The organism is Micromonospora sp. KC721 (assembly GCF_004348355.1).
Taxonomy (GTDB): domain Bacteria; phylum Actinomycetota; class Actinomycetes; order Mycobacteriales; family Micromonosporaceae; genus Micromonospora.
Map to the genome: position 1 here is coordinate 14301 of NZ_SMJY01000017.1, position 26014 is coordinate 40314.

Below are 26014 nucleotides of genomic sequence, written 5' to 3' on the forward strand. Positions count from 1 at the left end.
CGTGTTCATCGCCATCGTGGGGTTCGTGCTCGGTGTGACCGGTGTGCCCAAGGGCGTCGCCATCGGCGTTACTGCACTGATGGTGGTGATCGCCGTTGCGATCGTGGTACCACGCTGGATGCGGCAGCGCTAGCTACTCCCTTCGGGCCTGAAACCCCGGTTGGGGCCGACGTTCATCGGCGGCCCCAACCGGGTTTTGGGCTGCCCGGCGGTGAGGTGAGCAGCCCGGCCAAGTGCCTTGCCGACGCAATTCCTGCAGGTGCGCTGCCGCCAAGTACTGCGTCATTGAAAACCAACGAGGTCGTAGCAATGAGATCCTTGCGGAAGTAGCTGGGTGCCGACTCGCCGGCCTCGTCGACGCGATGCGCGATCCGGTTGACCTGGAGTGCGCTCCAGCTCCTACGGTCGGGTGGTCGTGCCGATGAAGGGGGAAGTACGGATGAAGACCGTGGAGCTGGGCCGCACCGGTGAACACGTCAGTCAGTTGGCACTCGGCTGCATGCTGATGGGAACGCGTACCGACGAGGCCGACTCGTTCCGGATGCTCGACCGGTTCACCGGCCTCGGCGGCACCTTTCTCGACACCGCCGACTGCTACGCCTGGTGGCTGCGCAGGGGCAGCCACGGTGGGGAGAGCGAGGAGCTGCTGGGGCGCTGGTTGGCTCGCAGCGGCCGGCGCGACGAGGTGTTTCTCGCGACCAAGGGCAGCGCGAAGATGACAGATCCGGGCAGCCTGTGGGGCGCCGGCGACGAACCGGACTGGGAGGTCGCGCGTACCCGGTTCGAGGGTGCCGGCGCGGAGACGCTGCGCCGCGCGATCGACGACAGCCTCCGCCGGCTCGGCACCGACCACGTGGACCTGTACTACGTGCACGTCGACGACCGAGCCACGCCGCTGGAGGAAACCCTTGAGGCGCTCGCCGGGATTGTGCAGGCCGGAAAGGCCCGCTACATCGGATGGTCCAACGTCCGCACCTGGCGGCTGGAACGGATCCGGCAGCTCTGCGCCGCGCACGGTTGGCCGACGCCGGTGGCGTTGCAGCAGCAGCACTCGTACCTGCGGCGCCGGCCGGGGCTGCCGGACGTGTCCATCGTCGACGACGAGCAGCTCGACTACCTCGACACCCACGACGACCTGACGCTGGTGGCGTACTCGCCGCTGCTCAAGGGCGTCTACGACGACCCGGCGAAGCGCAACGGCCACCACATCATGCGGCCGTACGAGGGGCCGGACACCGTCGCCCGCCTCGCCGTGCTCAACCAGGTGGCGGCCGAGGTGGGAGCCGCGCCGGGCCAGGTGGTTCTCGCCTGGCTGCTGCGTCACTCGCCGACCGTCGTGCCGCTGGTCGGGCCGCGTACGCCGGAGCAGCTGGAGGCGGCGCTGCCGGCCCTCGACATCAAGCTGAGCGACGAGCAACTGGCCCGGCTCGACGCCGCGGGTGCCTGACCCTCGGGTACGCGGTTGCTGGCCCGCGCCGTCGGTCGGGCCAATGGGAGTCGGACGACTCCCGGGGCATCGCCCACGCACACAGGTCGTCGTTGACGAGCACGTGTGCCGGGCGATGCCCTGTGCCTCCGGAGCACCTCGACCGTGTGCGGACCCCCGGCAGGTGGGTTAGCGGGAGGTCTTCGCGAAGGCGACGAAGCCGCGCCACGCCTCGGGAGTGAAGACCAACGTCCCGCCGTCGCGGTCCTTCGTGTCGCGGACGAGGACCGTGCCCGCAAGGTTGTCGGCGACCTCTACACAGTCACCGCCGTTGTTGCCGCTCTTGGTGCTCTTGCGCCACCGTGCGCCGGTCAGGTCCATGATGTCGCCGCTTTCCTGATGAGATCGAGGGACTGGGCCCGGGGAAGGGCCTCCCCCACGATGCGCGCCCAGCGCCGTTCGAGGGTAGCGATTTCCGACCGCTGGTCGAGGATCTGCGCCTTGACCTGACCGTCGACATGGGCGTACCGCGTGCCGTCCTCCATCTCGGCGATGGTGAACGGCCCGCCCAGGCCCGGGTACATGCCGGTGTCCTGCGGAACCACGTGAATCTGCACCGTGGGCAGGTCGGTGCACGCCACCAGGTGCTCGCACTGCTCACGCATCAGCTCGGGCCGCCCCCGCATCGACCGCCGTAGGACCGATTCGTCGATGACGGCAACCAGCAGCGGAGGGTGGTCGCGGCGCAGGATTGCCTGCCGCTTGATCCGCGCCGTCGCGAGTTGGTCGACCTCCTCGGCGGTCAGTGCCTCCCCGGCCAGCGTCGCCCGGGCGTACTCCGGGATCTGCAGTAGACCCGGCACCCAGTGCTGCGCGAGCTGGCCCACGGCGACCTGACCGACCTCGACGGCGGCCGTGAACCGAACCTGACCCACCGCTTCCTGTCCTGGGTCAGCCCCGCGTCTGGACCTGAGCGCCGGCAGGGGAGCCCGAGCCCGTACTCAGAGGGCGAGAAGCAAGACTGCCGGGGCGAGCAGCAGGGCGACCATGGCGCCCCGGAGCAACCAGGACACCCCGGGCAGACAGGCCACCGCGACAACGGCGTAGCTGGCCCCCCAGGCCAGCGCGCAGAGCGCGACCGGCGGTGCCCCTGATGTGTCGGTGACCGTCAGGTACAGGGCCACGGCGTAGGTCCCGGCGGCCAGGCCCGCGATGGTCACCGTGGGCGCCGTCCAGGCCGGACCGGTCAACGCCAGCACGACCCAGCTCACCACCACCAGCACCGGCGGCCCGACCACCACCGAGAGGTAGAGCAGACCGATGGCGTCCTCGGCCGACCGGCCTGGCTCGCGAAGCCCCCGCCACACCACGCCGACCAGGGCACCGAGTATCGCGCCGAGCAGCGCCGGAATCGCCACCTCCCAAGCCGAGAACTCGGGCCGCCCGCACCTGGCGCGCGACGAACCCCACGCAGTCGCCGACGACGGGGGCAGCGAATCGGATGGTCCCGACGACGGCTCGGACATGTCGCTTCCCTTCCGGTCAGCGGCGACGGCGGGCGAGCGGCAGCAACCCCACCAGCACCAGCGCCGCTCCGAGTGGCAGCAGATCCAGGTTAACCGCGATCGCCACGAACCCGACCAGCGCCAGCACCGGGCTCCAGGCCGGCAGCAACCGCGGCCGTACCACGACCGCCCGCACCAGCAGTGCCAACAGGCCCAGTTCGAACAGGGCCGGCCCCAGGATGAACACCGGGCCGGGGATCACCGCCACGTCCTCCAGGTCGGGGAAGAGGTCGTACCCGATCACCCAGAGGAAGCCGGCGGCCCCGAGCAGGGTGGCCACCGTCGCCGTCTCCAGCATCGCCCGCAGGCCGGCCGGCCGGAGTACGCCGCGCAGCCTCACCGCCAACACGGCGAAGCAGAGGATGCCGAGGCCGAACGCGACATGGCCGACGTCCCACGCCCAGCCGTTGCCCCGGTCGCCGTCGAGACCGTCGGCCACCCGGAACAGGCCGTAGACGAGCAGGAGCAGCGGGGCGGCGAGCGCGGGCAGGCGCAGTGCGGCGGTGTGTCGGCGGTCGATGACGGTCATCGACCCAGCCTGGCGGCGCGGGAGCGACGGGTCATCCGGGTTACTCCCGCCCCGTCCCCTGAGGACACCCGGAGTCCATCCAACCGACTGCGCTCGTTGCGGCCCTGTCGCACGCCCGCTCCGATAACCCGTCGCCGGCCCGCGCCGAGCGCACTACCGTCGGTGGCTGTGACCCGTACCGTGACCCTCGTCCTGGTCGACCCCACCGGCCAGCCGCTCGGGGCGCTGCCGTCGTACCAGGTGGAGAGCCCGTGGTGGCAGGAGGCCGAGCCGGTCATCCGGGGCGCGCCCGTCGACGTGGTCGTGTTGCGGCTGCTCACCGGCGAGAGCGACAGACCCGGTGCCGGCGGGCAGGTCACCTACCTGGCCGAGGTCGCCGGGCCGCCCGCCGTCGCGCTGCGTCCGGTGCCGGTGGACCTCACCGGGCACCCGCTGCGCGCCCCCTACGCCGAGCCCGGCGGCCCGGCCGCCAGCGTCGGCTGGGCCCGTAGCGTCCTCGAGCGCCTCGGTCGGCCCGCCACCGAGGTGACCCAGCGGCGCACCTGGAACCTGTCGGCGATCTGGCGGCTCGACGGACCGCACGGACCGGCCTGGCTCAAGCAGGTGCCCGGTTTCTTCCGGCACGAGGCGGCGGTGCTGCGCCACCTCAACCTGCTCGCCGAAGGTCGCGTACCCGTGCTGCTCGCCACCGACGACAGCACCGGGCGGATGCTGCTCGACCACGTGCCGGGCGAGGACCGCTACGGCGCCGACGCCACCGAACGCGCGGCCATCGCCGCCGACCAACACGACCTTCAGGTACGCACGCTGCCGGCCGTCGACGACCTCGTCGCGGACGGGGTGCCGGACCTGCGTGGGCCGGCGCTCGACCGGTGGATCCGCGCCCTCCTCCCACCGGATGCGCCTCTCGACGGTCTGGCGGAGCGGCTGGCGGAGGTGGCCCGGTGCGGGCTGCCGGACGTCCTCGTCCACGGGGACCTGCACCCGGGCAACGTGCGCGGCGACGGCCACCGGCGGGTGATCATCGACTGGGGCGACGCGTTCGTCGGGCACCCGGCGTTCGACATCCTCCGGTTGACCGAAGGGCTCGCCCCCGACACCGCCGACCCGCTGGTCGCGGCCTGGTGCGCGCGGTGGCGGGCGAGCGTACCGGGCTGCGACCCGCAGCGGGCCGTGGAACTGTTGCGGCCGGTCGCGGCGCTGCGGATGGCAGCGGTGTACGCGATGTTCCTCGCCAACATCGAGCCGAGCGAGCGGATCTACCACGCCGACGACGTGCCGCGCTGCCTGGCGGTGTGGCGAGGACGAAACCGGTGAGGAGCCGGCGGAACGAGACCGGGCCGCACGGCGCCGGTGGGCGGCCGTGCGGCCCGGTGGTGGCTCAGACTCCCAGGGCGCGGAGCTGAGGCAGGGCGGTCTTGGCGGTGGGGCGGCTGGTATTCCTGGTGGCGCGGTCCTCGGCCTGGGTGCGGTCGGGTTCGCGCAGGTTCCCGGTGACCCAGTCGGAGCTGCCCTTGTCACCGTTGTAGGCGGTGCACTCCCACCACTTGTCGACCGGGTAGCCGGGGTCGCGGGCGCGCTTCTTCACACAGTCGGTCGGCGTGAGCTTGGCGACGACCGCTTCGTAGGCGCGGATCTGGCTGCGGAGGACGAGGTCGGTGCCGTTGACGAAGCCGGCCTGGGCGCGGGCCGCGAGAACGATGGCGAAGATCGGGCCGATGACAAAGCCGATCTTGTCGACCGCCTGTGGGCTCTGCACCGCATTCGCGAACGCGCTGGCCTGGGTGGCGCAGCTCGTGGCGTTCTGGGCCCACGCCCGCAGCGTGTACTCGTCCATGAAGTCGATGTTGAGGAACTCGATGGTGTGGGCTTCGAGGCAGCCTTCCACCTCGGCGGCGGCGATGGCGTCGATCTGCGCGATGATCTGCGTCCTGTTCTGGGCGATGGCCGCCTTGATCTCACGGATCGCGGCGTCGAGGTTGGCGCCCCCGCCCCCGTCGTTGAGCAGGTAGCCGGCGACGGCGATGGCCGCGCTGACCCAGTCGAAGGCGAACGCCTGAACGGCGGCGGTTTCGGTCGGGCGCTTGGTCTCGCTGGTGGTCGCGGCGGCCTGGGCCGGCACACCGGTGCCCGCCACCGCGATCGACACCGCCAGGCTGGCGGCGGCCAGGCTGTTCAACAGTCTTGTTCTCACTGAAACTCCTATGGCTGCTTCAACGTGGGCAGGGTCGTCTTGGCTACTTTCCAGCTGGAGTTGACCGCGGCCGCGAGCTTGAGGTCCTCCACATTGACCTGCGGCCTTGTCCATTGGCCGGTCACTTTGTTGAGAGTCTCCGTGGCCGCCGCCGTCTCACCATTGGCCGCCTTACACGCCCAGGTCTTCGAGTACCAGTAGGCGTCGTTCTCGGTCCACATCACCTCGCACTTCGGCTCCAGCTTCTGCATGATCCTTTCGTTGGCCTCGATGTACCGCTGGCGGAGCAGTTTCCTGGACTCCGGGTTGTACCCGGCGTCCCTGGCGGCCGCCTCCGCCATCGCGTACTTGACGTTCAGGGCGTGACCGATGGCGTCGGCGGCCTTGTCGTCCTGGGTGGCGTTCAGGTCTCTCTTGTCGTGCGAGGCGGACGTGATGATCCTGCTGGCGAGGTTCTGCACCCACCGTCGGTCGCGGCGGAACTGTTCATAGTTGAGGTACTCGATGGCGAATCCGTCCATTTCGCCCAGCGCCCGGGCGGCGACGTGCCCGTCGATGTGGCTGATGACCTCGTTCCGGGCCTGCCCGACCAGGCCGACCACCTCGCGGACCAGCGCCTCGACCTCAGCCTGGGACAGGCCATCACGGCCGATCCTCACGGCGGTGAACACAAGGGTGATGACCGAGTCGCTGACGTCCTGCGCCCGGGCCGGCTGAACACTGCTGGGCACCGCGACCCCAACCGCCAACAGCGTCGCGATCAGGCCGCGCACCAGTCTTCGTCGCACATCTGCTCCCTTCGTCTTGCCGGGAGTCTGTCGGTGCCGAAGGGTGCGCGTCTTCGTGAGCCGTGCGCAATTTCCCAGTGACGTTTGTCAGTCCGCGTAGTGGTCCACGGCGAGCGTCCGCGCTACCGTCGCACTCAGCAGCCGTACGCCGGCGGTCGAGCTGGGGTCGATGCCGGTCACCTCGCGTACGCGGCGCAGCCGATAGTCCAACGTGCGGGGGTGGATGTGCAGCGCGGTGGCGGTGCTCGTGCGGTTCATGTCGTGGGCGTAGTAGGCACACAACGTCGCCACCAGGTCCGGGCCGGTAGCGAGCGCCCTGGCATAGCTGCGCAGCCACCCGTCGACCGCCGGGGCACGCGCGACCGCCATCTCCACGAACAGGTCGGTGATGCCGGGCAGCCGGTCCGGACGCTCCTGCGGCGGCGCCACCCGGCTCGCCTCCCGTGCCCAGGCGAGCGTCTCGGCCAGCCCGCCCACCGCGCCCTGCGCCGCACCGATGCCGCAGGGCTGCCCGATCAGCACCGCCGCGGTCCGTACCCGCTGAAGGATCTTTGTCTGTGACTCGTTGCCGGGGGTGAGCACGGCGAGCTCGTCGGCGGCGAGCCAGGTCACCGGGATCCGGTCGGCGGTGAACGCGGCGACCACCTCGGCCTGCGCCTCCGCGGTCACCGGCCGCGCCGTCTTCAGGACCGCGAGATGGTACTGCCCGGCGAGGCGCAGGTCGGCGACGAACGGCTCGACCGGCTCGTCGGCGAGCAGCGCCCGAGCCAGGATCTCCAGTCGCGTCGACAGCATCCGTGCGGTGCCCACGCCCCGGGTGTAACCGCGCAGGTAGGCGCTACGTGCGGGGACGCCCTGGGTGCCGAGCCAGCCGACGATACGCAGCAGGTCGGTGACGTCCTCGGGGCGGGCCAGATCGTGCACCTCACGCACCATCATCGCGGTGTGCAGACCCAGCACCTGCTGCTGCGACGGCACGGACAGGCCGATCTCCGCCCGCTGCCGGCCCACCGCGGCGATGCCGGCCAGGTCGGCCTCGCCCAGCGGTAGCTCGGCCGCGGCGAGGTCGAGCGAGCGGCGCCGGATGAAGACCGCGAAGTCGTACATCCCGATGCGCTCGTCGGAGCCCGGACGCATGGTCTGGTACTCGTCGACCTCGCTGGTGAACGTCTCGACCGCCTGCCGGGCGTTGACCTCCACCCGCTCGCGCAGGGCGTTGAACAGTGCACTCATCCGGCTCCTCCCCGTCGAACACGCTTCGCAGCAGCGACGGTTACGGATGGGTCGCGCTTAGGTATCGACCGTAACAGATGTGCCCTTTGGGGACACGTTTCCTGCCAACACCCCTACTCCGGGGCGTGGCAGACCGCCTCGACGTTGTTGCCGTCCGGGTCGCGGACGAACGCGCCGTAGTACGTCGGGTGGTACTCCGGCCAGATCCGGGGCGCGTGCAGCACCTCCGCGCCGGTGGCCACCGCGGCGTCGTGGAACGCCTGCACGGCGGCGCGGCTCGCAGCGGTGAAGGCGATGTGCGTCTCGTGTCCCTCGCCGTCACCGGTCACCGGGCTGATCCAGAAGTCGGGCCGGTCGACGCCGTAGCCCAGGACGTCGCCGAACTCCATCATCCGGCGCGCGCCGAGCGTGGCCAGGACGGTGTCGTAGAAGGCCCGGCTGGCAGGCACGTCGCGAACCTGAATGCCCAGATGATCGAGCACGTTGTCTCCTTCACTCATGTGACAGGGGCAGGCTACGACCCGGCTGCGACACTCCACGCCGAATCCGCTCTCGACCACCTGCGCCCGGACCAGGACGTCCTGGTCAGTCGAGACAGAACTCGTTGCCCTCGATGTCCTGCATCACCAGGCACGACTCGTTGTAGCCGTCGGCACGCAGCAGTCGCACGCGGGTCGCGCCGAGCGCGACCAGTCGGGCGCACTCGGCCTCCAGTGCGGCCAGGCGCTCCTCGCCCACGAGCCCGGTGCCGACCCGCACGTCGAGATGCAGCCGGTTCTTGACGACCTTGCCTTCCGGAACGCGCTGGAAATACAGTCGCGGGCCCGCACCGGTGGGATCGCTGCATGCGAACCATGAACCCGCCTGCTCGGGCGGCAGCGTGCGATTGAAGTCGTCCCAGGTGGCAAACCCCTCCGGTGGCGGCGGTGCGACGTACCCCAACACCTCGCACCAGAAACGAGCGACACGCTCGGGGTCTGCGCAGTCGAAGGTGACCTGGACCTGCCTGACCGATGCCATGGGTCCACCATAGAGACGGTGTTTCGGACCCAGAAGGCCGGGCGCGGCACGTGACATCCTCAGGGATCATCTGGTGGTCATCCCTGATGTTCCGGTGCCCGGGCGCGCATAACGTCCGTCGATACCGGACAGTCACGAAACGGGGAGGATGTCCGATGCCACTTTCCGGCCGACCACTCCGGCGGCGCACCGTCGCCGCCGTCAGCGTCCTGGGCCTACTCGCCGCCGCGGTCGTCGCCGACCCGGCCGCTGCCGGTCAGCGGCACGCCGGCGGCTACGCGGCCACCATCCAGCGCGCGTCGTACGGCGTTCCGCACATCACCGCCCGCGACTTCGCCGGCCTCGGCTACGGCGTCGGGTACGCGCAGGCGGAGGACAACATCTGCCTGATCGCCGAGACGATGGTGACCGTCAACGCCGAGCGCAGCCAGCACTTCGGCAACGCCGCCCGCAACGTCACCAGCGACCTGTTCCACCGCCGGGCGATCGACGGCGGGGCGGTGGAGCGGCTGCTCACCGGCCCCCGCGACGGCATCCGGTCACCGTCGGACGAGGCCCGCGAGCAGATGCGCGGCTTCGCCGCCGGCTACAACGCGTACCTGCGCCGCACCGGCGCGGCGAACATCACCGACCCGGCCTGCGCCGGCAAACCCTGGGTGCGCCCGATCACCGAGCTGGACCTGTGGCGGTCGCACTGGGCGCGGATGGTGCGCGCCGGCTCCGGTGCGCTCGCCGACGGCATCACCGCCGCCGCCCCGCCGCGCGCCGACGGGACCCCGGCGCCGGCAGCCGCCCCGCAGGCGAAGGCCGTGGTCGACGCCCGCGACGGCGCTCCCGCCGGGGTGGGCAGCAACGCGTACGGGCTGGGGCGCGAGGCCACCGCCCGCGGCGCCGGCATGCTGTTGGCCAACCCGCACTTCCCGTGGGACGGCGCCGACCGGTTCTACCGGATGCGACTGAAGGTGCCCGGCAGGTACGACGTCGAGGGCGCGTCCCTGGTCGGGGAGCCGCTGGTGCAGATCGGCCACAACGGCCGGGTGGCCTGGAGCCACACCGTCTCCACCGCCCGCCGCTTCACCTGGCACCGGCTGACCCTGGTGCCCGGCGACCCGACCGCCTACCGGTACGACGGCCGGACCCGGAAGATGACCACTCGTACCGTCACCGTGCGGACCCAGTCCGGGACGGTCACCCGTACCCTCTACGACACCCACCTCGGCCCGGTCGTGGTGGTGCCGGGCCGCTTCGAGTGGACCACCGGCACCGCGTACGCGGTCAGCGACCCCAACGCCAGCAACAACCGGGCTCTGGACGGCTGGTTGGCGATGGCACGCGCCCGGACGGTGGGCGAACTACGTGCGGTGCTGGACCGGCGGCAGTTCCTGCCCTGGGTCAACACCATCGCCGCCGACCAGCGGGGTAGCGCCCTGTACGGCGACCACTCGGTGGTCCCCCGGGTCACCGACGCCGTCGCCGCCGCGTGCATCCCCGCCGAGTTCCGGGACCTGTACGCCACCCGCGGGCAGGCCGTCCTCGACGGCTCCCGGTCGGCGTGCGCGCCGGGGAAGGACCCGGACGCCGCCGTACCGGGGATCCTCGGCCCGGCGAACCTGCCCGTCCTGGTTCGCGGCGACTACGTGACCAACTCCAACGACAGCCACTGGCTGGCCAATCCGCAGCAGCCCCTGGCCGGCTTCCCGCGCATCCTCGGCGACGAGCGGACCGCCCGAAGCCTGCGTACCCGCCTGGGGCTGCTCCAGGTCCAGCAGCGCGTCGCCGGCACCGACGGGCTGCCCGGCACCGGCTTCACCACGGCGAACCTGTGGCAGGTGGCGCTCGGCAACCGGGCGTACGGCGGTGAGCTGGTCCGCGACGACCTGGTGGCGCTGTGCGAGGCGCAGCCGGCGGCCATCGCCTCCGACGGCAGCGCCGTCGACCTCACCGCCGCCTGTGCCGCGCTGCGCGGCTGGGACCTGCGGGTCGACTTGGACAGCCGGGGCTCGCACGTGTTCACCGAGTTCGCCCGGGCCGGCGGGCTGCGCTTCGCCGACCCGTTCGACCCGGCAGCGCCGGTCAGCACGCCGCGTCGGCTCGCCGTCGACGACCCGAGGGTACGCACCGCGTTGGCCGACGCCGTCCGGGCGCTCGGTGACATTTCGCTGGACGCCCAACTTGGTGACATCCAGACCGAGCCGCGCGGCGACGAACGGATTCCGATCCACGGTGGGTGGCCGGAGGGCGGCGTCTTCAACATGATCATCAGTGTGGTGGAGCCCGGAGTGGGGTACCGGAAGGTGCAGCACGGCACGTCGTTCCTGATGGCGGTGGAGCTGGGCCGGGGCGGCCCGTCGGGCCGGCAGCTGCTCACCTACTCGCAGTCGGCCAACCCGAACTCGCCCTGGTACGCCGACCAGACCCGGCTCTACTCCGGCAAGGGCTTCGACACGATCAAGTTCACCGAACGGCAGCTCAGGGCCGACCCGAACCTGATCACGTACCGGGTGGGGGAGCGCCGTCGCTGAGGTCGGGCTTGCGGGCCTGGGCCGACATCCCGGATTGCGCCGTGTTGCGGTGTCCTCGTCGCTGGACACCGCAACACGGCGCGATCGGTGAGCCGAGGCGAGATCGTCTTCAGACTGGGGAGGGCGCCATGCGGGGCAGAAGGCCGGTGGCCTTGAGCCGTTCGTAGGCCGTGGTGATGTGCGCCGGGGTGAACAGGCGTGCCTTGCGCCCGCTCCAGGTCTGGACCCGTTCGAAGCGCATGATCAGAGCCTGCCGCGCGGTCCTGGCCGTCTCCGTCATCGCTCTGGCCCATGTCTGTTCCTATGTGCTGGGAGGTCCGAACCGACCATAATCACTGCGCGGTCGGTTGAACACCCTGAGCTATCGCCTCGGCCGACGCGGCACCCGGCCGTACAGCGGTGGACGGCGCGAAGCCGCGAGCGAGCAGCAGCAGACCGAAGACGATCTCGAACAGGCCGCCCGGGATCGCCAGCACGAGCCCGACCTCGGCCCCCATCAACTCGGCGGTCGCGCCCGTCGCCAGCAGTGCGTACCCGACGAAGCCCCAGGTCGCCAGCCAGCCCGGCAGCCAGCGCTGCCGCTTGAGGGCCAGGCAGAACGGCAGGCTGCCCAACCCCAGCGACAGCATGGCCAGCTGGTACGCGGTGTCGGCGGCGCCGGTACCGACCGGGCCCAGCAGGACGATCCCGGCGGTGAGCAGGAACGCCTCCGCGCCGCGCGCGACCAGGTAGGCCCAGGCGGTCCCGGGTTGTCGTCGGTGCAGTGCCCGGAAGGCCAGGACGCCGATGGCCGCCACCATGACGGAGGTGAGCACCACGAGCGCCGCCCCGGCGAACTGCCCGGCGAGTGCGCTGCCGATGCCGTAGGAGACGAACGCCAACAGGATGAACGCGCCGGCGCATCTGCCGGTCGTACGGAGGGACATCTTCGCCTCACAGGCTTTCGTACTAAGTAAGTAGTACTAAGTACGATACGCTTGGTGGCGAGATCGGTCAACGGAGTGTCACGAGGACGGGAACCGGACGGTGGGCGAACAGGCGCGACAGTTGAGTCGTGAGCGGGTGCTGGAGGCCGCGGTCGGCATCGCCGACGCGCACGGCCTGGGGGCGTTGACCATGCGGTCGTTGGCCGCCGAGCTGAACGCCAAACCGATGTCGCTGTACCACTACATCCGCAACAAGGACGAACTCCTCGACGCCCTCGTCGACCGGGTCTTCGCGGAGATCGAACTGCCCGAGGTGGGTGGCGACTGGCGGGCCGAGGTGCGGCGGCGTTCCGTTTCCGCGCGTACCGTGCTCGCCCGGCATCCCTGGGCGTTGGCCCTGGTCGAAACCCGGACCAACCCCGGGCCGGCGACCCTGCGCCACCACGACGCCATGCTGGGTGTGCTGCGGGCCGGGGGGTTCTCGCTACCGATGACGGCCCACGCGTACGCGATCCTCGACGCCTACGTCTTCGGCTTCGTGCTCCAGGAGGCATCGCTACCGTTCGACAGCGCGGACTCCGCCAACGCGGTCGCGGGCTCGATCATGGAGGGCTTCGCCTCGGGCGACTACCCGCATCTGGTCGAGTTCGCCACACAACACGTCCAGCAGCCGGGATACCACTTCGGCGGGCAGTTCGAATTCGGCCTCGACCTGATCCTCGACGCGCTGGCGGTGCACCACGGCGCCTCGCACCCGGCGTCGATCCGCCCGGAGAACGGTGTTCCGCAGCGTCCGGGTCGGTCCCGGTAGGGTCGGGGCGACGGCAAGGAGGTGGGCGATGCTCGGGCTGGCGGTGCCGCCCGCCGTCGAGGCGGAGCGGGTCATCACGGCCGTTCTGGCCGACCTGCGTTCCGGCCGGCACCGGGGCGTGGTCGTCGACTCGCCTCCGGGTGCCGGCAAGTCCACCCTGGTCGTCCGCGCCGCCGGCGAGCTGGCCGCTGCCGGCGAGCCGCTGATGATCGTCGCGCAGACCAACGAGCAGGTCGACGACCTGATCGACCGGCTCGCCGGCAAGGCCCCCGAGCTGCGCGTCGGCCGGCTGTCGGCCGCCGACTACCAACCGTCCGAGCGGGTGAAGGGCCACGACAACGTACGCGTCGCCGCCAAGGTCGCCGACCTGGGCGGTCCGGCGGTGGTCATCGGTACGGCCGCGAAGTGGGCCACGGTGACCGAAGGGCTCTGGCCGTGGGCGATCGTCGACGAGGCGTACCAGATGCGCTCGGACGCCCTGCTGCGCGTGGCCGGCAGGTTCGCGCGGGCGCTGTTCGTGGGTGACCCCGGCCAACTGGATCCGTTCTCCACCGTCGAGACCGCCCGCTGGACGGGCCTGACCTGGGATCCGATGCAGGCGGCGGTGGCGGTGCTGCTGCGGCACAACCCGGAGCTGCCAGTGCACCGGCTGCCGGTGTCGTGGCGGCTGCCGGCATCGGCGGCGCCGGTGGTGGCGGAGGCGTTCTACCCGTTCACCGGGTTCCGGGCCGGCACCGACGCGGGCGACCGGGCACTGGCGTTCACCGAACCCGGTGCGGGCGACGCGTACGACGCGGCGGTGGAAACCGCCGCCGCGTCCGGCTGGGCGTGGCACGAACTGCCGGCCCGGCACACCCCGCGTACCGATGGGGAGGCCGCGTCGGCCTGCGCGGAACTGGCCCTGCGGGTGCTGCGCCGGGGTGCGGTCGCGGTCAGTGAGCACGCGCCGGCCGGCGCGCCGGTCACCGCGGACCGGATCGCCGTCGGGGCCGCGCACCGCGACCAGGTCGCGGCGATCCGCGCCCGGCTGGGCACGGCCGGGGCGGGCGTCACCGTGGACACCGCCAACCGGCTCCAGGGCCGCGAGTACGACGTGACGATCGTGCTGCACCCGCTCTCCGGGCGACGCGACGCGACCGCGTTCCATCTGGAGTCGGGCCGGCTCTGCGTGCTGACGTCCCGGCACCGGCACGCCTGTGTGGTGGTGGCCCGGGCCGGGATCGGTGAACTCTTGGACGCCTACCCGTCGACGGAGCCGGTGCACCTGGACGTGCCGGTCAGGTTTCCGGACGGCTGGGCCGCGAACCACACGATGCTGAGCCACCTGCGTGGTCGGTAGGTCTGCACCGGGCGTGCTGAACTGATCACCGCCGATCAACCGTATTCGTGGACGTGCGGACGACGGAGCTGGTCAACTGCCCTCGCCATTCCTTCGACTGGCTCGGGCCGGCCGGCGTACGCGGGGCGGTCAACCGCTGGCTGCGGCTCGTCGCCGCCGACGCCGAGCTGGCGCCGTACCTGCTCGGGATCGACCGCCCACGGCTGGCGGGTCACCTCGCCGCCCAGCTCACCGCGGCGCTGGGTGGTCCGGTCGCCGGGCGTCCGGCCGGCGGTGCCTGGTGCCGGCTCGGCCTGTCCGAGGAGCAGCACTGGCGGGTCCTGGACTACCTCGCCGCCGTCCTCTGGGCACTGGACCTGCCGTCCGACCTGATCGCCCAGGCCCAGCACCAGGTCCGGGGCTGACCTGACACCTCCCGTCAGGCGCCTGGCGGGGAGTAGTCGGTCATGAGGTGTGTCGCCTCGTCGACCTCGGCGGGAGTGAGCACCGGGACGACCTGTACGCGCAGGCCGCCGGCCGCCTCGATGGCGATCGCCACGGACGCGGCCGTGGGATGGTCCGGCATGTCGCACAGCACGTAGGTGTCGTCCTCGCCGAAGGCGAAGTGCATCGACTCCAGGTGTCCGCCGGCGTTCTCGACCATCGCCTGCACCACCTCGGCCCGCCGGGTGCCGCCGTCGGCGGCCAACCCCTTCATCCCGTCGATGGTGTAGGTCGACCTCAGCAGGAACTTCGGCATCGCCGGTCACCACCCCCGTGTCGAAACGGGCCGGCCCCGCCGCCGGCTCGGGCGAGCTCGCCGGCAGGGGCCACCCCTGGGTCGCGCGTACCCGCTGGATCCGTCGCCAATCCTGCACCGGCCCGAGGGCTCAGAGGTCGCCGAACTCGCGCACCCCGTCGACGTCCAGGGTGATCCGGTCGTTGCGGGTCCACCCGCCCGCCGCGCCCTGCCAACTCGGGTCGTCGCGCTCGTCGATGGCGGTCCAGTCCGTCCGGTGCAGGCGTAGCTGCAGCGGTCCGGTCGAACCGCCCGGGGCCAGCACTCCGCCGGTGAAGGTGACCTCCACCCAGCCGGGGACCGGTGTGCCCGGCACCGGGTAGACCGTCGGACTGGGGCCCGGCGGCGGCCCCGGCGGCGGGAAGAACTGGACGGTACGCTCGACGGCCGCGCAACCCAGCTCCGCCCAGTCGCACTCGGGCACCAGCGAGGTGTTCCCACCCTCGAAGCGCACGTGGTAGCGGATCCGCACCGTGTCCAGCTTGAGTGGCCCGGTGCCGGTGTTGGTCACCCGGAGCTGGAACTGCGCCTGGTTGTTCGTCGGCGATGAGTCCAGGTTGCGGTAGTGGACGGTCGCGCGCCCGTCGACCGTACGCACCACCGTGACCGGCGAGGCGTCGGAGTATCCGCCGATGGCGTACGCCTGCACCACGATCCGGTACGCGGTGCCGGGAGCGAGGTCGGTCAGCGTGATGGTCGGCTCCTGGGTGCTGCCCAGCCCCCGGTAGGCGTTCGGGCCGACCGGCGAGAGCACGTCGTAGGTGACCGGGCCGCCCGGTTCGCCCTTCCACGCCGCCGGTGACCAGGCCAGGGTGAGGCGGCGAGCCTCGTTGGCGACGACCACCGGGGCACCCGGCGTGGTCAGCGCCGGGTCGTCGGCGGCCCTGGCGGCGGTGACGGCGAGGGCGCTCAGCAGTACGGCCAAGGCGGTGACGATGGTGACGCGACGGGCCCGCATGGTGCGATGCTACGGACAGACATGCACATTCATCAATCAGCCGTGTGGGTGGACGGCGGCTGCTCAGTTCACCCCGGTCGGTCGACGCAGGGGGCGCGTCTCGGCGGAACCGGCCCCGGTCGAACGCTTCTCGGACTGCCCGGCCCCGGTCGGGCGGGTCTCGGTGGTGACCCGGCCGAGCGGGCGGCTCGGCACGACCGGGGCGTCCCGCCCGGTGCCCCGCCGGTCGTTGCGGTCGCCGTCGGACCGCTCGTGGTAGTCCTGCTCCACGTTGACCGACCAGACGTCGTGGCCGGCGCCGTGGACGATGTTCTCGGCGGTCAGCATCGCCGTCATCATCGAGTGGTCCTGGTTGTTGTAGCGGTGCATCCCGTTACGCCCGACCGGGTGCACGTTGGGCAGTTCCCGGGCCAGCCAGTCGCGGATGGTGTCCACGTTGCGCTGGTAGCGCTCGTCGTACACCGGGTAGGCCTTCGGCATCCGCACCACGTACCCGGCTTCCACGCAGCCGGGACGGACCAGGCCGAGCTTTTCGAGTTCGGCGGTCGCCAGAGCGACCAGCTTGTCGTCGGGTGTCCGCCAGGTGGCGTCGTCCTCGAAGACGAAGTACTCCAACCCCAGGCAGGTGCGGCCGTCCTTGACCAGGTACGGCGACCAGGAACCAAAGTTCTGGATCCGGCCCACCTGCACCGCCGGGTCGTGCACGTAGATCCAGTTGTCGGGGAACGAGAACTCCTCCGGCACCACCAGCGCCACCGTGAGAAAGTCGCGGTACCTCAGGTCGGCGGCGCAGGCGAGCACCTCCGGCGGCGCCGCCGGTCGGATCGCCGCCACCAGCTCCGAGATCGGCATCGACGAGATCACGTGGTCGGCGGGGATCCGCCGCTCGCCCCCGGCCCCGTCGACGGTGACCGCCACGGCCCGGCCGCCCTCCCGGTGCACCGCCGTCACCCAGGTGCCGAGGGTGACCTCGCCGCCGCGTCGGCGGACCTCGTCGGTGCACCGCTCCCACATCATGCCGGGGCCGTACTTCGGATACTGAAACTCCTCGATCAGGCTGGTCACGTCCTTGCGGTTGCGGCGCGGCAACAGGGCGTTGAGCACCGCCTTCGACAGTGACAGGTTCTTGATCCGCTGGGCGGCCCAGTCCGCCTGCAACTGGTCGGCCGGCATCCCCCACACCTTCTCGGTGTAGGTCTTGAAGAAGATGGAGTACAGCCGCCAACCGAATCGGGCCGACACCCAGCCCTCGAAGTGCGACTGGTCGCGGGGTGGACGCAGCCGGGTCCGCGCGTACGAGCCCATGCACCGGATCGCCTCGCGGATCCCCAGGTTGCGCAGGGCGTTGCCCGCGTTGAGCGGATAGTCGTAGAGCGCGCCCCGGTAGAAGATCCGGCTCATCCGGGGGCGCAGCAGGAACTCCTCGTCGGGCAGGACCTCGTGCCAGAACGCCTCGACCCGCGGAACCTTGGTGAAGAACCGGTGCCCGCCGATGTCGAAGCGCCAGCCGTCGCGTTCCACCGTACGGCTGATGCCGCCGACGACCTGGTCGGACTCGAAGACCTGGACTGCCGCGCCGTGCCGGAGCAGCTCGTACGCGGCGGTCAACCCGGCCGGGCCGGCGCCGATGACCACCGTGCCGTGACGCTCTTCCATCCCCGTGCGCTCCCTAGCCCTCGGTCCTGCGGAGGAGGCGCGCATACCCGGTCTCTGGCTGCTCTCACGTCAACTGCCGCGGAATCTCCCGATCATGCCGACCCGCCGGTGTCGGGGACTCCTCCGCGCGGGAGGTGTCATTCGGTCCGGGTGGGGGATGACGGGGCAGGTCGCGGCACCCGGTGGGCCGACCGCGCACCCGGACCCGATCACGAGGAAGCAGGCATGGTGGACCGTACGCCGGAGACGACCAGGGGTCGCCGCGCGGGCGGCAGCGGCCGTTCCGGCACGGCCGCCCGCCTGAGGGGCGGCGCCGGCGGTCTCGTCGCCCGGGTGCCGGGCCACTGGCGGTACGCCATGGCGGTCTTCGTCGCCGCCAAGATCATCTTTGCCGTCCTCGGTGTCGTCGCGCTCGCCGCCTGGGACGAGGTGCCCGGCACGCCGCCCGCCGACGAGGCCGACACCCGCGCCGAGCAGGCGGCGATCTCCCCGCGGCGGTGGATCTCCATGTGGTTCGCCTGGGACGCCCTGATCTACGACCACCTGGCCCGGGAACCCCTCACCGGGCCCTGGGACGACTTCGCCTTCCCGCTGCTCTACCCGTTCCTGGCCCGACCGGTCGCGGTGCTGCTCGGCGGCGACACCGCGCTGGCACTGCTGCTGATCGCCAACGTGGCGTTCCTGCTGCTGCTGTACTACGCGCTGCGGCTGGGGGAGATCCTGCTCGGCGACGACCGCTCGGCCCGCCGCTTCACCCGCTACCTGGTGCTGCTGCCGACGGCCTTCCTGTTCCAGGCGGCGCTGACCGAATCGCTCTTCCTCTGCCTGGCGGTGGCCACCTTCTACTACGCCGAGCGGCGGCGGTGGCTGGTGGTGGGACTGGTCGGGTACCTCCTGGGGCTCAGCCGCTCGGTGGGGTTCCTGGTGGTCGTACCGCTGGCCCTGGTTCTGCTGCGCCAGCACCGGTACCGACTGGGACCGCGCACCCTCTGGGCCTACCTGCGCAGCGGGTGGCCGCTGCTGCTGATCCCCGCCGGCTGGTTGACCTTCATGGCGTTCTGCCGCTGGAAGGGTGGGGACTGGTTCGCCTACAAGCACGCCCAGGAGAAGGGCTGGGGCATCAGCGTGCAGGACCCGCTGCGGGTGATGTGGCAGGGCCTCACCGGCGGCGACGGCCGGGACGCGGTACGGGTCTGGTTCGCCGTCGCCGTCCTGGCCGTGGTGCTCGCCGGGTTCCGGCGGATCGGGCTGCCGTACGTCGTCTACGCGGTGCTGATGGTCCTGGCGCCGCTGTCGATGGGGCCACCGGTCTACAAGAGCCTGCTGCGGTACCTGCTCGCCGCGTTTCCGGTCTGCCTGGTCCTGGCCCGCTGGACCCGGACCGCCGGGGTGGACGTGTGGCTGAGCGTCGCGCTGGCCCTGCTGCAGGGGGTGTTGTTCGTGATCTGGTTGGCCTACTGGACGCACTTCATCATCTGAGCGACCCGCCCGACGGGGGCCCGCCGCCGCGGGCCCCCAGTGCGGGTGGGTCAGGCCGGGATGTAGTCGAACGTGTCCGGGTTCGGCCCCTGCCGACCGGCCTCGCCCTTGTCCAGGCTGGTGATCCGCTCCATCGTCGCGTCGTCCAGCTCGAAGTCGAAGATGTGGAAGTTCTCCTCGATCCGCCTCGGGGTGCTCGACTTCGGGAAGACGATGTCACCGCGCTGCACGTGCCAGCGCAGCACCACCTGGGCCACCGTACGGTCCAGTTCCTGCGCGATGTCCACCAGCGTCGGGTCGTCGAGTACCGCGCCCTGCGCGATCGGCGACCATGCCTCGGTCGGGATGCCGTGCGCCCGGCCGTACGCGCGGACCTCCTCGTTGCCGAAGTACGGGTGCACCTCGATCTGGTTGACCGCGGGCACGACGTCCGTCGCGGCGGCCAGGCGCTCTAGGTGCGCGACCTGGAAGTTGGACACCCCGATCGACCGGGCCCGGCCGTCACGCTGGAACTCCTCCAGTGTCTTCCAGGTGGAGACGAAGTCGCCGTCGTAGCGGGTGGGCAGCGGCCAGTGGATCAGGAACAGGTCGATGTGATCCATCTTCAGCGCGGCCAGCGTCGACTCGAACGCCTTGCGGGCGTCGTCGGGCCGGTGGAAGCCGTTGTTCAGCTTGCTGGTCACGAAGACCTCGTCGCGGTCCAGCCCGGAGCGGCGGATCGCCTCACCAACCTCGGCCTCGTTGCCGTACATCTCGGCGGTGTCGATGTGCCGGTAGCCGATCTCCAGCGCCGTGCCGACCGCCTCGACGGTGTCCTCCGGCGCGATCTGGTACACGCCGAAGCCGAGCTGCGGAATGGTGTTGCCGTCGTTGAGTGTGATGTCGGGAACCGTGTTCGCCATGTCGGCATCTTCTCCCATCTCAGCTGCGCCCGGCCGGTCACGCCACAGGGCTGCCGACGGGACGCGGGTCACCCGACAGCGTTACCCAACCGGGGCGGACACCACCGGTCCGACGCGGGTGATCTGCGACAAGCGAACCGGCTCAGTCGTGGGTGGCGTCGAACAGCACCGGCCATGGCCGCTCCGAGGGCACCACCACGGCCGGCGGTGCCGGCTCCTGCGCCGCCAGCACCTCCGCGGCGAGCTGCCCGAACATCACGGCAGCCGGATGCGCCGCCCGATCCGGCCAGGCCGCCGAGGTGCGCCGCACCAGCGGTGCCCCGGCGATCGGCCGCCAGGCGATCCGCGGTTCCCGCCGGGCCAGTGACTGCGGCTCCAACGCCACCGCGCCGCCGGCCAACAGCAGACCGAAGACGAACTCGGGATTACGGGCCGGTCGCACCCGGGCCGGCAGGAAGCCGTGCCGGCGGCACCCGTCCAGCAGGTGGTCGTACCAGCCGGGCGCGGTGACCCGGGGCGCAGCGACCAGATCCAGCCCGGCCAGGTCGCCCAACGCCACCTCGCGCGGCCGGGCCAGCGGCGACGCCCGGGGCAGCAGCACCCCCACCGGCACGTCCACCGGCGGGCCGAAGCGCAGCCCGTCGGCCTGGACCGGGTGGTGCACCAGGCCCGCGTCGAGCCGCCGCTCGGCGAGCATCCGGACCTGTTCCGCGCTGGTCAGCTCGTGCAGGTCGACGTCGAGCCCCGGGGCGGACGCGGCGAGTCGGTCCAGCAACGCACGTAACGTGACCGCGGGGGTCTCCGGCAGCACCCCGGCGCGGAAGACGCCCAGCGTGCCCTCCTGGACCTGGCGCATCAGGTGGCGCAGCCGCGACTCCCCGGCCAGCAGCTCCTCCGCCTCGCCCAGCAGCAGCCGCCCGGCGGTGGTGAGCCCGACCTGCCGACGGGACCGGTCGAACAGCTCCACCGCCAGTTCCCGTTCCAACCGCTGGATCGACTGGCTCAACGGTGGCTGCGCCATGCCCAACGCCTCGGCCGCCCGGCCGAAGTGCAGCTCACGGGCGACCACCACGAAATGGCGCAGGTGGCGGAGTAGATCCACGCCCGGACGATACGGCAGCCCTCGGTACCGTGCCGCTGTGGCAGTACGAGAGCGGATCCGTGACATCTTCGCCCGAGCCGGGGTCACCGGGAGCCTGCACGTCGTGCCGGTGGACGCGGCGGAGGGTCGGGAGGTGGCCGTCGACGCGGACCGGCAGACCGTGATCGCCTCGGTATTCAAGATCCTGTTGGTGCTGGAGTTCGCCCGGCAGGCCGCCGCCGGCCAACTCGACCCCACCGAACGGGTGGTGGTGACCGCCGCCGACCGGCTCGGCGGGTGGGGTGTGGCCGGGTGCGCCGACGACGTGGAGATGTCCCTACGCGACCTGGCGTTCTTCACCATGTCGGTCAGCGACAACACCGCCGCCGAGTTGCTGCTGCGCCGGGTCGGCGCGGACGTGCTGCCGATGCTCGCCGCCGAGCTGGAGCTGCCGCGTACCCGGATCCTGGGTAGCCCCCGGCAGTTGGTCGAGTTGATGCTCGCCGACGTGGGGGCCCGAACCGAGGCGGACTTCGCCCGGATCTTCCCAACCCTGACCGCCGACCGGATCCGGGCGATGCGGGTCTTCGACCCCGAGCAGACCACCTCCAGCACCGCCCGGGAACTCACCCGGCTGCTCAGCCTGATCTGGCGCGACCAGGCCGGTCCGGCGGCCGCCTGCGCCACCGTCCGGGAGCTGATGTCCCGGCAGCTCTTCTGGACCCGGCTGGCCTCCGGCTTCCCGCCCGGGGTGCGGGTCGCCTCGAAGACCGGCACTCTGCCGGGGCTGCATCTCGACGCCGGGGTCGCCGAGTACCCGGACGGAAGCCGGTACGCGATGGCCGTCCTCGTCCGGACCGAACGGCTCGCCACCCGCCGGATCGACGTGGACCTGGCCATCGGCGCGGCCGCCGCGACCGCCGTGGCGGCACTGCGATCCTGACTTTCCACCGTTCCGACATCGGCTCCGTGGCCCGTGAGCTGCTCTGATATCGCATCAGATATGGCGGCCCCGTCCTTCTGATCTTGGACGTGGCCGAGGGCGCGGTGGTGGGCTGTGCAGCGACCGACCCATTCCAGACGGGGAGAGCAGCAGCATGTCCACACACCATCTCGACCGCCGACGGTTCCTGCGGACCACCGTGGCCGGAGCCACCGCCGTGACCGCCGGCGGGTTCGTCCCCGACGTGGCGGCCCGGGCCGCACCGGCCACCGCCGCCTCGACCCCGCGCGCCCGGTCCGGTGCGGTCAGCTTCCGCTGGTGGGGCACCTCCGGCTGGCGGGTCGACATCGGTGACCGGACGGTGCTGGTCGACCCGTTCCTCAGTCGCTACGACACCGGCCTGTTCCGCGACGCCTTCGACCCTGCCACCCCGCTCACCGTCGACACCGCCGTCGTCGACTCCATGGTGGACCGGGCAGCCACCATCCTGGTCACCCACACCCACTGGGACCACTTCAACGACGTTCCGCACATCGCCGCCCGTACCGGTGCCCGGGTCTTCGGCACCCTCACCGCGTACCACCTGGGAATCGCGTACGGCGTTCCGACGGGGCAGCTCAGTCCGGTCCGCGGCGGGGAGGTGCTGGAGTTCGGCGACCACACGATCGAGGTGGTCAGCTCGCTGCACAGCCGCAACGCGGCGTGGTCGGTCGCCTTCCCCGGCGTACGGGTGACCCCACCGTCGAAGCCGACCACCATCGCCGACCTGCCCGAAGGGGACACCCTGGCGTACCAGATCCGGGTCGACGGCGGCCCGTCGGTGTTCTTCATGGGCGCCAGCGATTTCGTCGAGCGTAACCTCACCGGGCTGGCGCCGGACGTGGCGATGGTGGCGCTGCCCGCCACCGGCTCCACCGCCGACTACGTGCCCCGGCTGATGTCCGCGCTGGACCGTCCGAAGACCGTGGTGCCGGTGCACTGGGACAACTTCGAGACCCCGCTGGTCAACCCGCCGGTCGTCGCCCCGAACGATCGGCGGCGGCTGGACGACCTGGTCGCCGCCGTACGGCGGGTGTCGCCGCGCAGCCGGGTCCTGGTGCCGGAGTACGGCGTCGCGTACCGCTTCTGATGCCGGTCGGGGCCGGGATCGCGACGGATCACGGCCCCGACCGTGGCTCACTTGGCGAGCGGCTGGCCCTGCTTGTCCTTGAAGGAACCGACCAGGATCAGGATGAGGTCGATGAGGGTCCAGACACCCAGGCCACCGAAGGTGATGAGCTGGAGGATGCCGGTGCCGATCTTGCCCACGTAGAAGCGGTGGACGCCGAGGACACCGATGAAGAAGCAGAGCAGCAGGGCGACGACCCAGGACTTCTGGGTGCTGCCCGGAGCGGAAACGGTCACTGCGGTCCTTTCTCCGTGAAGTAGCCGCGGGAGCGTATCGAGGGGCCTGGCCGGTGACAAGATTGCCGGGCATTGATCGACCGAACAGGCGGCGTAGCCGAACCGATACGGTGCCCACGGCCGTCGGAGCGGGTCGTGGGCGACGGTGTGCCGGTTCCGCTCGGGACGGTTCAGAGTCGGCGGATCGCCGCCGAGTCGAGCCGGAAACCGACGGTTCGGTCCACGATCCGGGCCACCAGATCGCCCTTGCGGCTGCCGGCCATCGCACCCAGTCCGAGCCGGGCCGCCAGTGCCCGCAGCTCCCGTACCGACCACGCCGACAGGTAGGCGGTGCCGTCGCCGCGGCTGGTCATGGCCGCCAGCGCCGCCACCGCCCGGTCCGGGTCGGCGGCCGGCGCAGCGGGCCGGCCTCGCGCTGCCCCCATGTTCGCGGCGGCGTCCGGGGTACGGGCGAGGGCGGTGGTGTTGTCGTCCGGGGCCTGGGCCGGCGCGGTGGTGTCGTCGTCCGGGGCCTGGGCCGGCGCGATGGCGTGAGCGGGGACGACCGCCAGCCGGGCCCGGCCCTCGGCCAGCGCCGCCAGCTCGGCGGGCGGCAGGTCCCGCACCAGCTCGGCGAGGCGGACCAACAGCGCGGCGGTGGGCGCCGGCTCGGTCACGCCGCGACCTTCGGCTGGAGGTGGGCCAGGAACTCGTTGGTGATCTGGCGCAGCTCCTCCTGCACCGCCGGCAGGCCCACCCGGGGGCGCAACACCGCCGGCACGCCCCGCGGGGCGTTGGTGGCGAAGAGCGTGACGTTCTCCCGCAGCACGGTCGGGAAGACGGGCAGGCCGAGCGCCCGGACCTGGTCCATGTAGCCCTGGTGGGCGGAGATCGGCCGCTGCGCGGTCAACTGGATCATGGTGAACACCACGCCGGCGATATCGGGAGCCACCTTGTGGTGCCGCCGGATGGTGGCGAACCGCCGCGAGTCGACGTTGTACCGGTCGACCAGCTCCCGCACGTTGCCGCAGAGGTAGTCGATGCCGAGGGTGGACAGGTAGTCGGCCTTGGCCGGGATGAGCAGGTGATCGCTGGCGATGATGGCGGACTGGGTGACCACGTTGAGGTTCGGCGGGCAGTCGATCAGCACCAGGTCGTAGCCGCCCAACGCCTCGTCGTGCAGCCCTTCGGCCAGCGAGCCGCGTACCCGGAACAGCTCCCGGTCGTACTCCTCGCCGTCGGCCACGCCCCGGGCCAGCGCCAGGTCGATGTCGGTGAGGCCGAGGTGCGAGGCGATCAGGTCGAGCCGTCCCGCGCCGGACAGGTGGGCGTTGGCCGGGCCGGGGGAGACCACCAGCTCACCGAGGGTTACCGTCGGGCTGTCCCCGCGCAGCCCGTCGTACCAGCGCTTGACGGTGCGGTCGGCGCGGAGCCGGTCGCGCCAGTCGTCCGGCTCGTAGAAGCTGAAGGTGAGGCTGGCCTGCGGATCCAGGTCGACCAGCAACACCCGCATGCCCCGGTTGGCCAGCTCCGCGCCGAGGTTGGCGGTCATGGTGGTCTTCCCCACGCCACCCTTGTAGTTGATCACGGACACCACGTACACCGACGTCTCCTCCCCGCACCGGGGAACGGTAGCCGCCACTGCGCCGGCTGACCATCTACGAGGACGCTTCCGCTACCGTGCGTACGCGACCGCGAACGGCTGGGTCGCCGCGCGGGCACCCCGGTCAGCGGTCACGCTCCTCATCGGTCACCCACCCGGCATCGGTGCGTTCCTCCCGGCGAAGTGGCTCGCCCGCCGTCCGCCAGTACTGGCGTTTCCCTTCGTCGCGCACCACCACCCCGAGTCGGCCCAGCTCGGCGCGCAACTCCCGGATCTCGCCGCCACGGTCGGCGTCCAAGGCCCGCTGCCGGGCGCGCAGCAGGGCGTCCGCGCCGGCCGGCAACCCGGGCAGCCCCTCCACCCACCGCCGGTACGCCTCCCGGTGCGGGTCCTGCTCCCGCCACGGCCAACCGTGCCCGGTGAAGGCCGCGGCCAGCCGGTCCCGGTCCAGATCCGACCGCTCCCGGGCCAGTTCCCCGCCGTCGACGCCGAGAAGCACCAGCGCCTTGTTGTCGACGAAGACGCCGGCGACCGTGGCCCGGGAGAACTCCTGCTCGTGGCCGTCGTGGCGCAGCCGCACCGCCGTGCGGCGGACGGTGACGATGAGCCGTTCCCGGGTGCCGATGTACGCCAGGACCAGTCCGGCCAGGGCCGGCACCGCGCAACCGGCCGCGTACGCCTGCTGTTCGGGCAGCCGGGCCAGGAACGCGAACCAGTTGTCGAACGGCACCCAGGGCCGGTCGGCGAGCCAGCCGGACACGGCGGTCAGCCCCGCGCCCAGTCCGGCCCCGAGCAGCGGGAACCCGACCCACATCACCACCAGTTCGGTGACGCCGCCGTCGACCACGGTGGCCTCGCCGTGCCCCTGGGCGTCCACG

30 protein-coding genes are annotated in these 26014 nt (G+C 71.6%); 10 read left to right on the plus strand and 20 right to left on the minus strand.

Annotated features, from left to right (window positions below; all coding sequences use genetic code 11):
• Position 1 precedes the first annotated feature (1 nt).
• Together E1182_RS32675 and E1182_RS05280 are read left to right on the plus strand one after the other, a co-directional pair.
• Positions 2–133 (plus strand): hypothetical protein, encoded by a 132-nt coding sequence (locus tag E1182_RS32675; RefSeq protein WP_256370810.1) that lies wholly within the window; start codon positions 2–4, stop codon positions 131–133.
• Positions 134–439: 306 nt separating this feature from the next.
• Complete coding sequence (locus E1182_RS05280; RefSeq protein WP_132261518.1) at positions 440–1447, plus strand: aldo/keto reductase; 1008 nt, start codon at positions 440–442, stop codon at positions 1445–1447.
• 168 nt (positions 1448–1615) lie between these two features.
• Here E1182_RS05280 and E1182_RS05285 read toward each other — a convergent pair whose 3' ends face one another.
• The 4 genes from E1182_RS05285 to E1182_RS05300 all read right to left on the minus strand — a co-directional run bounded on the left by E1182_RS05285 (position 1616) and on the right by E1182_RS05300 (position 3520).
• The gene (locus E1182_RS05285; protein ID WP_132261520.1) at positions 1616–1807 is read right to left on the minus strand and encodes a DUF397 domain-containing protein; all 192 of its coding nucleotides are present in this window, start codon (positions 1805–1807) and stop codon (positions 1616–1618) included.
• On the minus strand, positions 1798–2361 hold the full coding sequence (locus tag E1182_RS05290) for a DUF5753 domain-containing protein (protein WP_132261522.1): 564 nt from the start codon (positions 2359–2361) through the stop codon (positions 1798–1800). Before E1182_RS05290 ends, E1182_RS05285 begins: the two co-directional genes overlap by 10 nt.
• A gap of 66 nt (positions 2362–2427) precedes the next feature.
• Positions 2428–2844: a hypothetical protein gene (locus tag E1182_RS05295; RefSeq protein ID WP_132261524.1), complete on the minus strand. Its 417-nt coding sequence runs from the start codon at positions 2842–2844 to the stop codon at positions 2428–2430.
• Positions 2845–2968: 124 nt separating this feature from the next.
• Positions 2969–3520, minus strand: coding sequence for a hypothetical protein (locus E1182_RS05300; RefSeq protein WP_132261526.1), 552 nt, complete (start codon positions 3518–3520; stop codon positions 2969–2971).
• Between the two features lie 168 nt (positions 3521–3688).
• Here E1182_RS05300 and E1182_RS05305 point away from each other — a divergent pair, with 168 nt between their 5' ends.
• Complete coding sequence (locus E1182_RS05305) at positions 3689–4837, plus strand: phosphotransferase family protein (RefSeq protein ID WP_132261529.1); 1149 nt, start codon at positions 3689–3691, stop codon at positions 4835–4837.
• A 64-nt stretch (positions 4838–4901) separates the two neighbouring features.
• Here the strand turns inward: E1182_RS05305 and E1182_RS05310 are convergent, their stop codons facing one another.
• The 5 genes from E1182_RS05310 to E1182_RS05330 all read right to left on the minus strand — a co-directional run bounded on the left by E1182_RS05310 (position 4902) and on the right by E1182_RS05330 (position 8755).
• Entirely contained in the window at positions 4902–5714 is an 813-nt protein-coding gene (locus E1182_RS05310; protein WP_165942522.1) for a citrate lyase subunit alpha, read from the minus strand.
• An 8-nt stretch (positions 5715–5722) separates the two neighbouring features.
• On the minus strand, positions 5723–6502 hold the full coding sequence (locus tag E1182_RS05315) for a hypothetical protein (RefSeq protein WP_132261531.1): 780 nt from the start codon (positions 6500–6502) through the stop codon (positions 5723–5725).
• An 87-nt stretch (positions 6503–6589) separates the two neighbouring features.
• A complete protein-coding gene (locus E1182_RS05320; protein ID WP_132261532.1) occupies positions 6590–7735 on the minus strand; it encodes a CdaR family transcriptional regulator in 1146 nt (381 codons plus the stop codon).
• Between the two features lie 113 nt (positions 7736–7848).
• Entirely contained in the window at positions 7849–8217 is a 369-nt protein-coding gene (locus E1182_RS05325; RefSeq protein ID WP_132261533.1) for a VOC family protein, read from the minus strand.
• A gap of 103 nt (positions 8218–8320) precedes the next feature.
• Positions 8321–8755, minus strand: coding sequence for a VOC family protein (locus tag E1182_RS05330; RefSeq protein ID WP_132261534.1), 435 nt, complete (start codon positions 8753–8755; stop codon positions 8321–8323).
• A 155-nt stretch (positions 8756–8910) separates the two neighbouring features.
• On the opposite strand from E1182_RS05330, the gene E1182_RS05335 reads away from it, so the two are divergent.
• On the plus strand, positions 8911–11277 hold the full coding sequence (locus E1182_RS05335) for a penicillin acylase family protein (protein ID WP_132261535.1): 2367 nt from the start codon (positions 8911–8913) through the stop codon (positions 11275–11277).
• Between the two features lie 109 nt (positions 11278–11386).
• Here the strand turns inward: E1182_RS05335 and E1182_RS32680 are convergent, their stop codons facing one another.
• The gene (locus tag E1182_RS32680; protein WP_256370811.1) at positions 11387–11518 is read right to left on the minus strand and encodes a hypothetical protein; all 132 of its coding nucleotides are present in this window, start codon (positions 11516–11518) and stop codon (positions 11387–11389) included.
• Between the two features lie 91 nt (positions 11519–11609).
• Positions 11610–12203 carry a DUF4386 family protein gene (locus E1182_RS05340; RefSeq protein ID WP_132261536.1) on the minus strand — a complete coding sequence of 198 codons (594 nt, stop codon included), beginning with the start codon at positions 12201–12203 and terminating at the stop codon, positions 11610–11612.
• A 100-nt stretch (positions 12204–12303) separates the two neighbouring features.
• Here E1182_RS05340 and E1182_RS05345 point away from each other — a divergent pair, with 100 nt between their 5' ends.
• The 3 genes from E1182_RS05345 to E1182_RS05355 are packed head-to-tail and all read left to right on the plus strand — an operon-like array spanning position 12304 to position 14757.
• A complete protein-coding gene (locus E1182_RS05345) occupies positions 12304–13014 on the plus strand; it encodes a TetR/AcrR family transcriptional regulator (RefSeq protein WP_243706048.1) in 711 nt (236 codons plus the stop codon).
• A 28-nt stretch (positions 13015–13042) separates the two neighbouring features.
• Positions 13043–14353, plus strand: coding sequence for an AAA family ATPase (locus E1182_RS05350; protein WP_132261537.1), 1311 nt, complete (start codon positions 13043–13045; stop codon positions 14351–14353).
• Between the two features lie 53 nt (positions 14354–14406).
• Positions 14407–14757, plus strand: coding sequence for a globin (locus E1182_RS05355; protein WP_243706049.1), 351 nt, complete (start codon positions 14407–14409; stop codon positions 14755–14757).
• Positions 14758–14771: 14 nt separating this feature from the next.
• Here E1182_RS05355 and E1182_RS05360 read toward each other — a convergent pair whose 3' ends face one another.
• The 3 genes from E1182_RS05360 to E1182_RS05370 all read right to left on the minus strand — a co-directional run bounded on the left by E1182_RS05360 (position 14772) and on the right by E1182_RS05370 (position 17745).
• Entirely contained in the window at positions 14772–15092 is a 321-nt protein-coding gene (locus tag E1182_RS05360) for a GYD domain-containing protein (RefSeq protein WP_132261538.1), read from the minus strand.
• Positions 15093–15222: 130 nt separating this feature from the next.
• The gene (locus E1182_RS05365; RefSeq protein WP_132261539.1) at positions 15223–16089 is read right to left on the minus strand and encodes a cellulose binding domain-containing protein; all 867 of its coding nucleotides are present in this window, start codon (positions 16087–16089) and stop codon (positions 15223–15225) included.
• Positions 16090–16152: 63 nt separating this feature from the next.
• Entirely contained in the window at positions 16153–17745 is a 1593-nt protein-coding gene (locus tag E1182_RS05370) for an NAD(P)/FAD-dependent oxidoreductase (RefSeq protein ID WP_132261540.1), read from the minus strand.
• A 225-nt stretch (positions 17746–17970) separates the two neighbouring features.
• On the opposite strand from E1182_RS05370, the gene E1182_RS05375 reads away from it, so the two are divergent.
• Positions 17971–19224 carry a hypothetical protein gene (locus tag E1182_RS05375; protein ID WP_243706050.1) on the plus strand — a complete coding sequence of 418 codons (1254 nt, stop codon included), beginning with the start codon at positions 17971–17973 and terminating at the stop codon, positions 19222–19224.
• 50 nt (positions 19225–19274) lie between these two features.
• Here E1182_RS05375 and E1182_RS05380 read toward each other — a convergent pair whose 3' ends face one another.
• Positions 19275–20126, minus strand: a complete 852-nt coding sequence (locus E1182_RS05380; protein ID WP_132261541.1) for an aldo/keto reductase — start codon at positions 20124–20126, stop codon at positions 19275–19277.
• 142 nt (positions 20127–20268) lie between these two features.
• Positions 20269–21228, minus strand: a complete 960-nt coding sequence (locus E1182_RS05385) for a LysR family transcriptional regulator (RefSeq protein ID WP_132261542.1) — start codon at positions 21226–21228, stop codon at positions 20269–20271.
• A 37-nt stretch (positions 21229–21265) separates the two neighbouring features.
• Between E1182_RS05385 and E1182_RS05390 the strand changes: the two genes are divergently transcribed.
• Together E1182_RS05390 and E1182_RS05395 are read left to right on the plus strand one after the other, a co-directional pair.
• Positions 21266–22150 (plus strand): serine hydrolase, encoded by an 885-nt coding sequence (locus E1182_RS05390; protein WP_132261543.1) that lies wholly within the window; start codon positions 21266–21268, stop codon positions 22148–22150.
• Positions 22151–22304: 154 nt separating this feature from the next.
• The gene (locus E1182_RS05395; RefSeq protein ID WP_132261544.1) at positions 22305–23279 is read left to right on the plus strand and encodes an MBL fold metallo-hydrolase; all 975 of its coding nucleotides are present in this window, start codon (positions 22305–22307) and stop codon (positions 23277–23279) included.
• Positions 23280–23326: 47 nt separating this feature from the next.
• Here E1182_RS05395 and E1182_RS05400 read toward each other — a convergent pair whose 3' ends face one another.
• From E1182_RS05400 to E1182_RS05415, 4 genes are all read right to left on the minus strand, one after another.
• The gene (locus E1182_RS05400; RefSeq protein ID WP_132261545.1) at positions 23327–23554 is read right to left on the minus strand and encodes a TM2 domain-containing protein; all 228 of its coding nucleotides are present in this window, start codon (positions 23552–23554) and stop codon (positions 23327–23329) included.
• Positions 23555–23724: 170 nt separating this feature from the next.
• Complete coding sequence (locus E1182_RS05405; protein WP_132261546.1) at positions 23725–24210, minus strand: hypothetical protein; 486 nt, start codon at positions 24208–24210, stop codon at positions 23725–23727.
• Entirely contained in the window at positions 24207–25136 is a 930-nt protein-coding gene (locus tag E1182_RS05410) for a ParA family protein (protein ID WP_132261547.1), read from the minus strand. Before E1182_RS05410 ends, E1182_RS05405 begins: the two co-directional genes overlap by 4 nt.
• A 124-nt stretch (positions 25137–25260) precedes the next feature.
• Complete coding sequence (locus E1182_RS05415) at positions 25261–26013, minus strand: hypothetical protein (protein WP_132261548.1); 753 nt, start codon at positions 26011–26013, stop codon at positions 25261–25263.
• Between the last annotated feature and the right edge of the window lies 1 nt (position 26014).

Bases quoted from the DNA above. Each gene is read 5' to 3' on its own strand.
- E1182_RS05375 (WP_243706050.1), top strand. From the start codon at position 17,971: ATGGTGGACCGTACGCCGGAGACGACCAGGGGTCGCCGCGCGGGCGGC.
- E1182_RS05320 (WP_132261532.1), bottom strand. From the start codon at position 7,735: ATGAGTGCACTGTTCAACGCCCTGCGCGAGCGGGTGGAGGTCAACGCC.
- E1182_RS05285 (WP_132261520.1), bottom strand. From the start codon at position 1,807: ATGGACCTGACCGGCGCACGGTGGCGCAAGAGCACCAAGAGCGGCAAC.
- E1182_RS05300 (WP_132261526.1), bottom strand. From the start codon at position 3,520: ATGACCGTCATCGACCGCCGACACACCGCCGCACTGCGCCTGCCCGCG.
- E1182_RS05365 (WP_132261539.1), bottom strand. From the start codon at position 16,089: ATGCGGGCCCGTCGCGTCACCATCGTCACCGCCTTGGCCGTACTGCTG.
- E1182_RS05280 (WP_132261518.1), top strand. From the start codon at position 440: ATGAAGACCGTGGAGCTGGGCCGCACCGGTGAACACGTCAGTCAGTTG.
- E1182_RS05340 (WP_132261536.1), bottom strand. From the start codon at position 12,203: ATGTCCCTCCGTACGACCGGCAGATGCGCCGGCGCGTTCATCCTGTTG.
- E1182_RS05335 (WP_132261535.1), top strand. From the start codon at position 8,911: ATGCCACTTTCCGGCCGACCACTCCGGCGGCGCACCGTCGCCGCCGTC.
- E1182_RS32680 (WP_256370811.1), bottom strand. From the start codon at position 11,518: ATGCGCTTCGAACGGGTCCAGACCTGGAGCGGGCGCAAGGCACGCCTG.
- E1182_RS05360 (WP_132261538.1), bottom strand. From the start codon at position 15,092: ATGCCGAAGTTCCTGCTGAGGTCGACCTACACCATCGACGGGATGAAG.
- E1182_RS05380 (WP_132261541.1), bottom strand. From the start codon at position 20,126: ATGGCGAACACGGTTCCCGACATCACACTCAACGACGGCAACACCATT.
- E1182_RS05350 (WP_132261537.1), top strand. From the start codon at position 13,043: ATGCTCGGGCTGGCGGTGCCGCCCGCCGTCGAGGCGGAGCGGGTCATC.
- E1182_RS05370 (WP_132261540.1), bottom strand. From the start codon at position 17,745: ATGGAAGAGCGTCACGGCACGGTGGTCATCGGCGCCGGCCCGGCCGGG.
- E1182_RS05395 (WP_132261544.1), top strand. From the start codon at position 22,305: ATGTCCACACACCATCTCGACCGCCGACGGTTCCTGCGGACCACCGTG.
- E1182_RS05330 (WP_132261534.1), bottom strand. From the start codon at position 8,755: ATGGCATCGGTCAGGCAGGTCCAGGTCACCTTCGACTGCGCAGACCCC.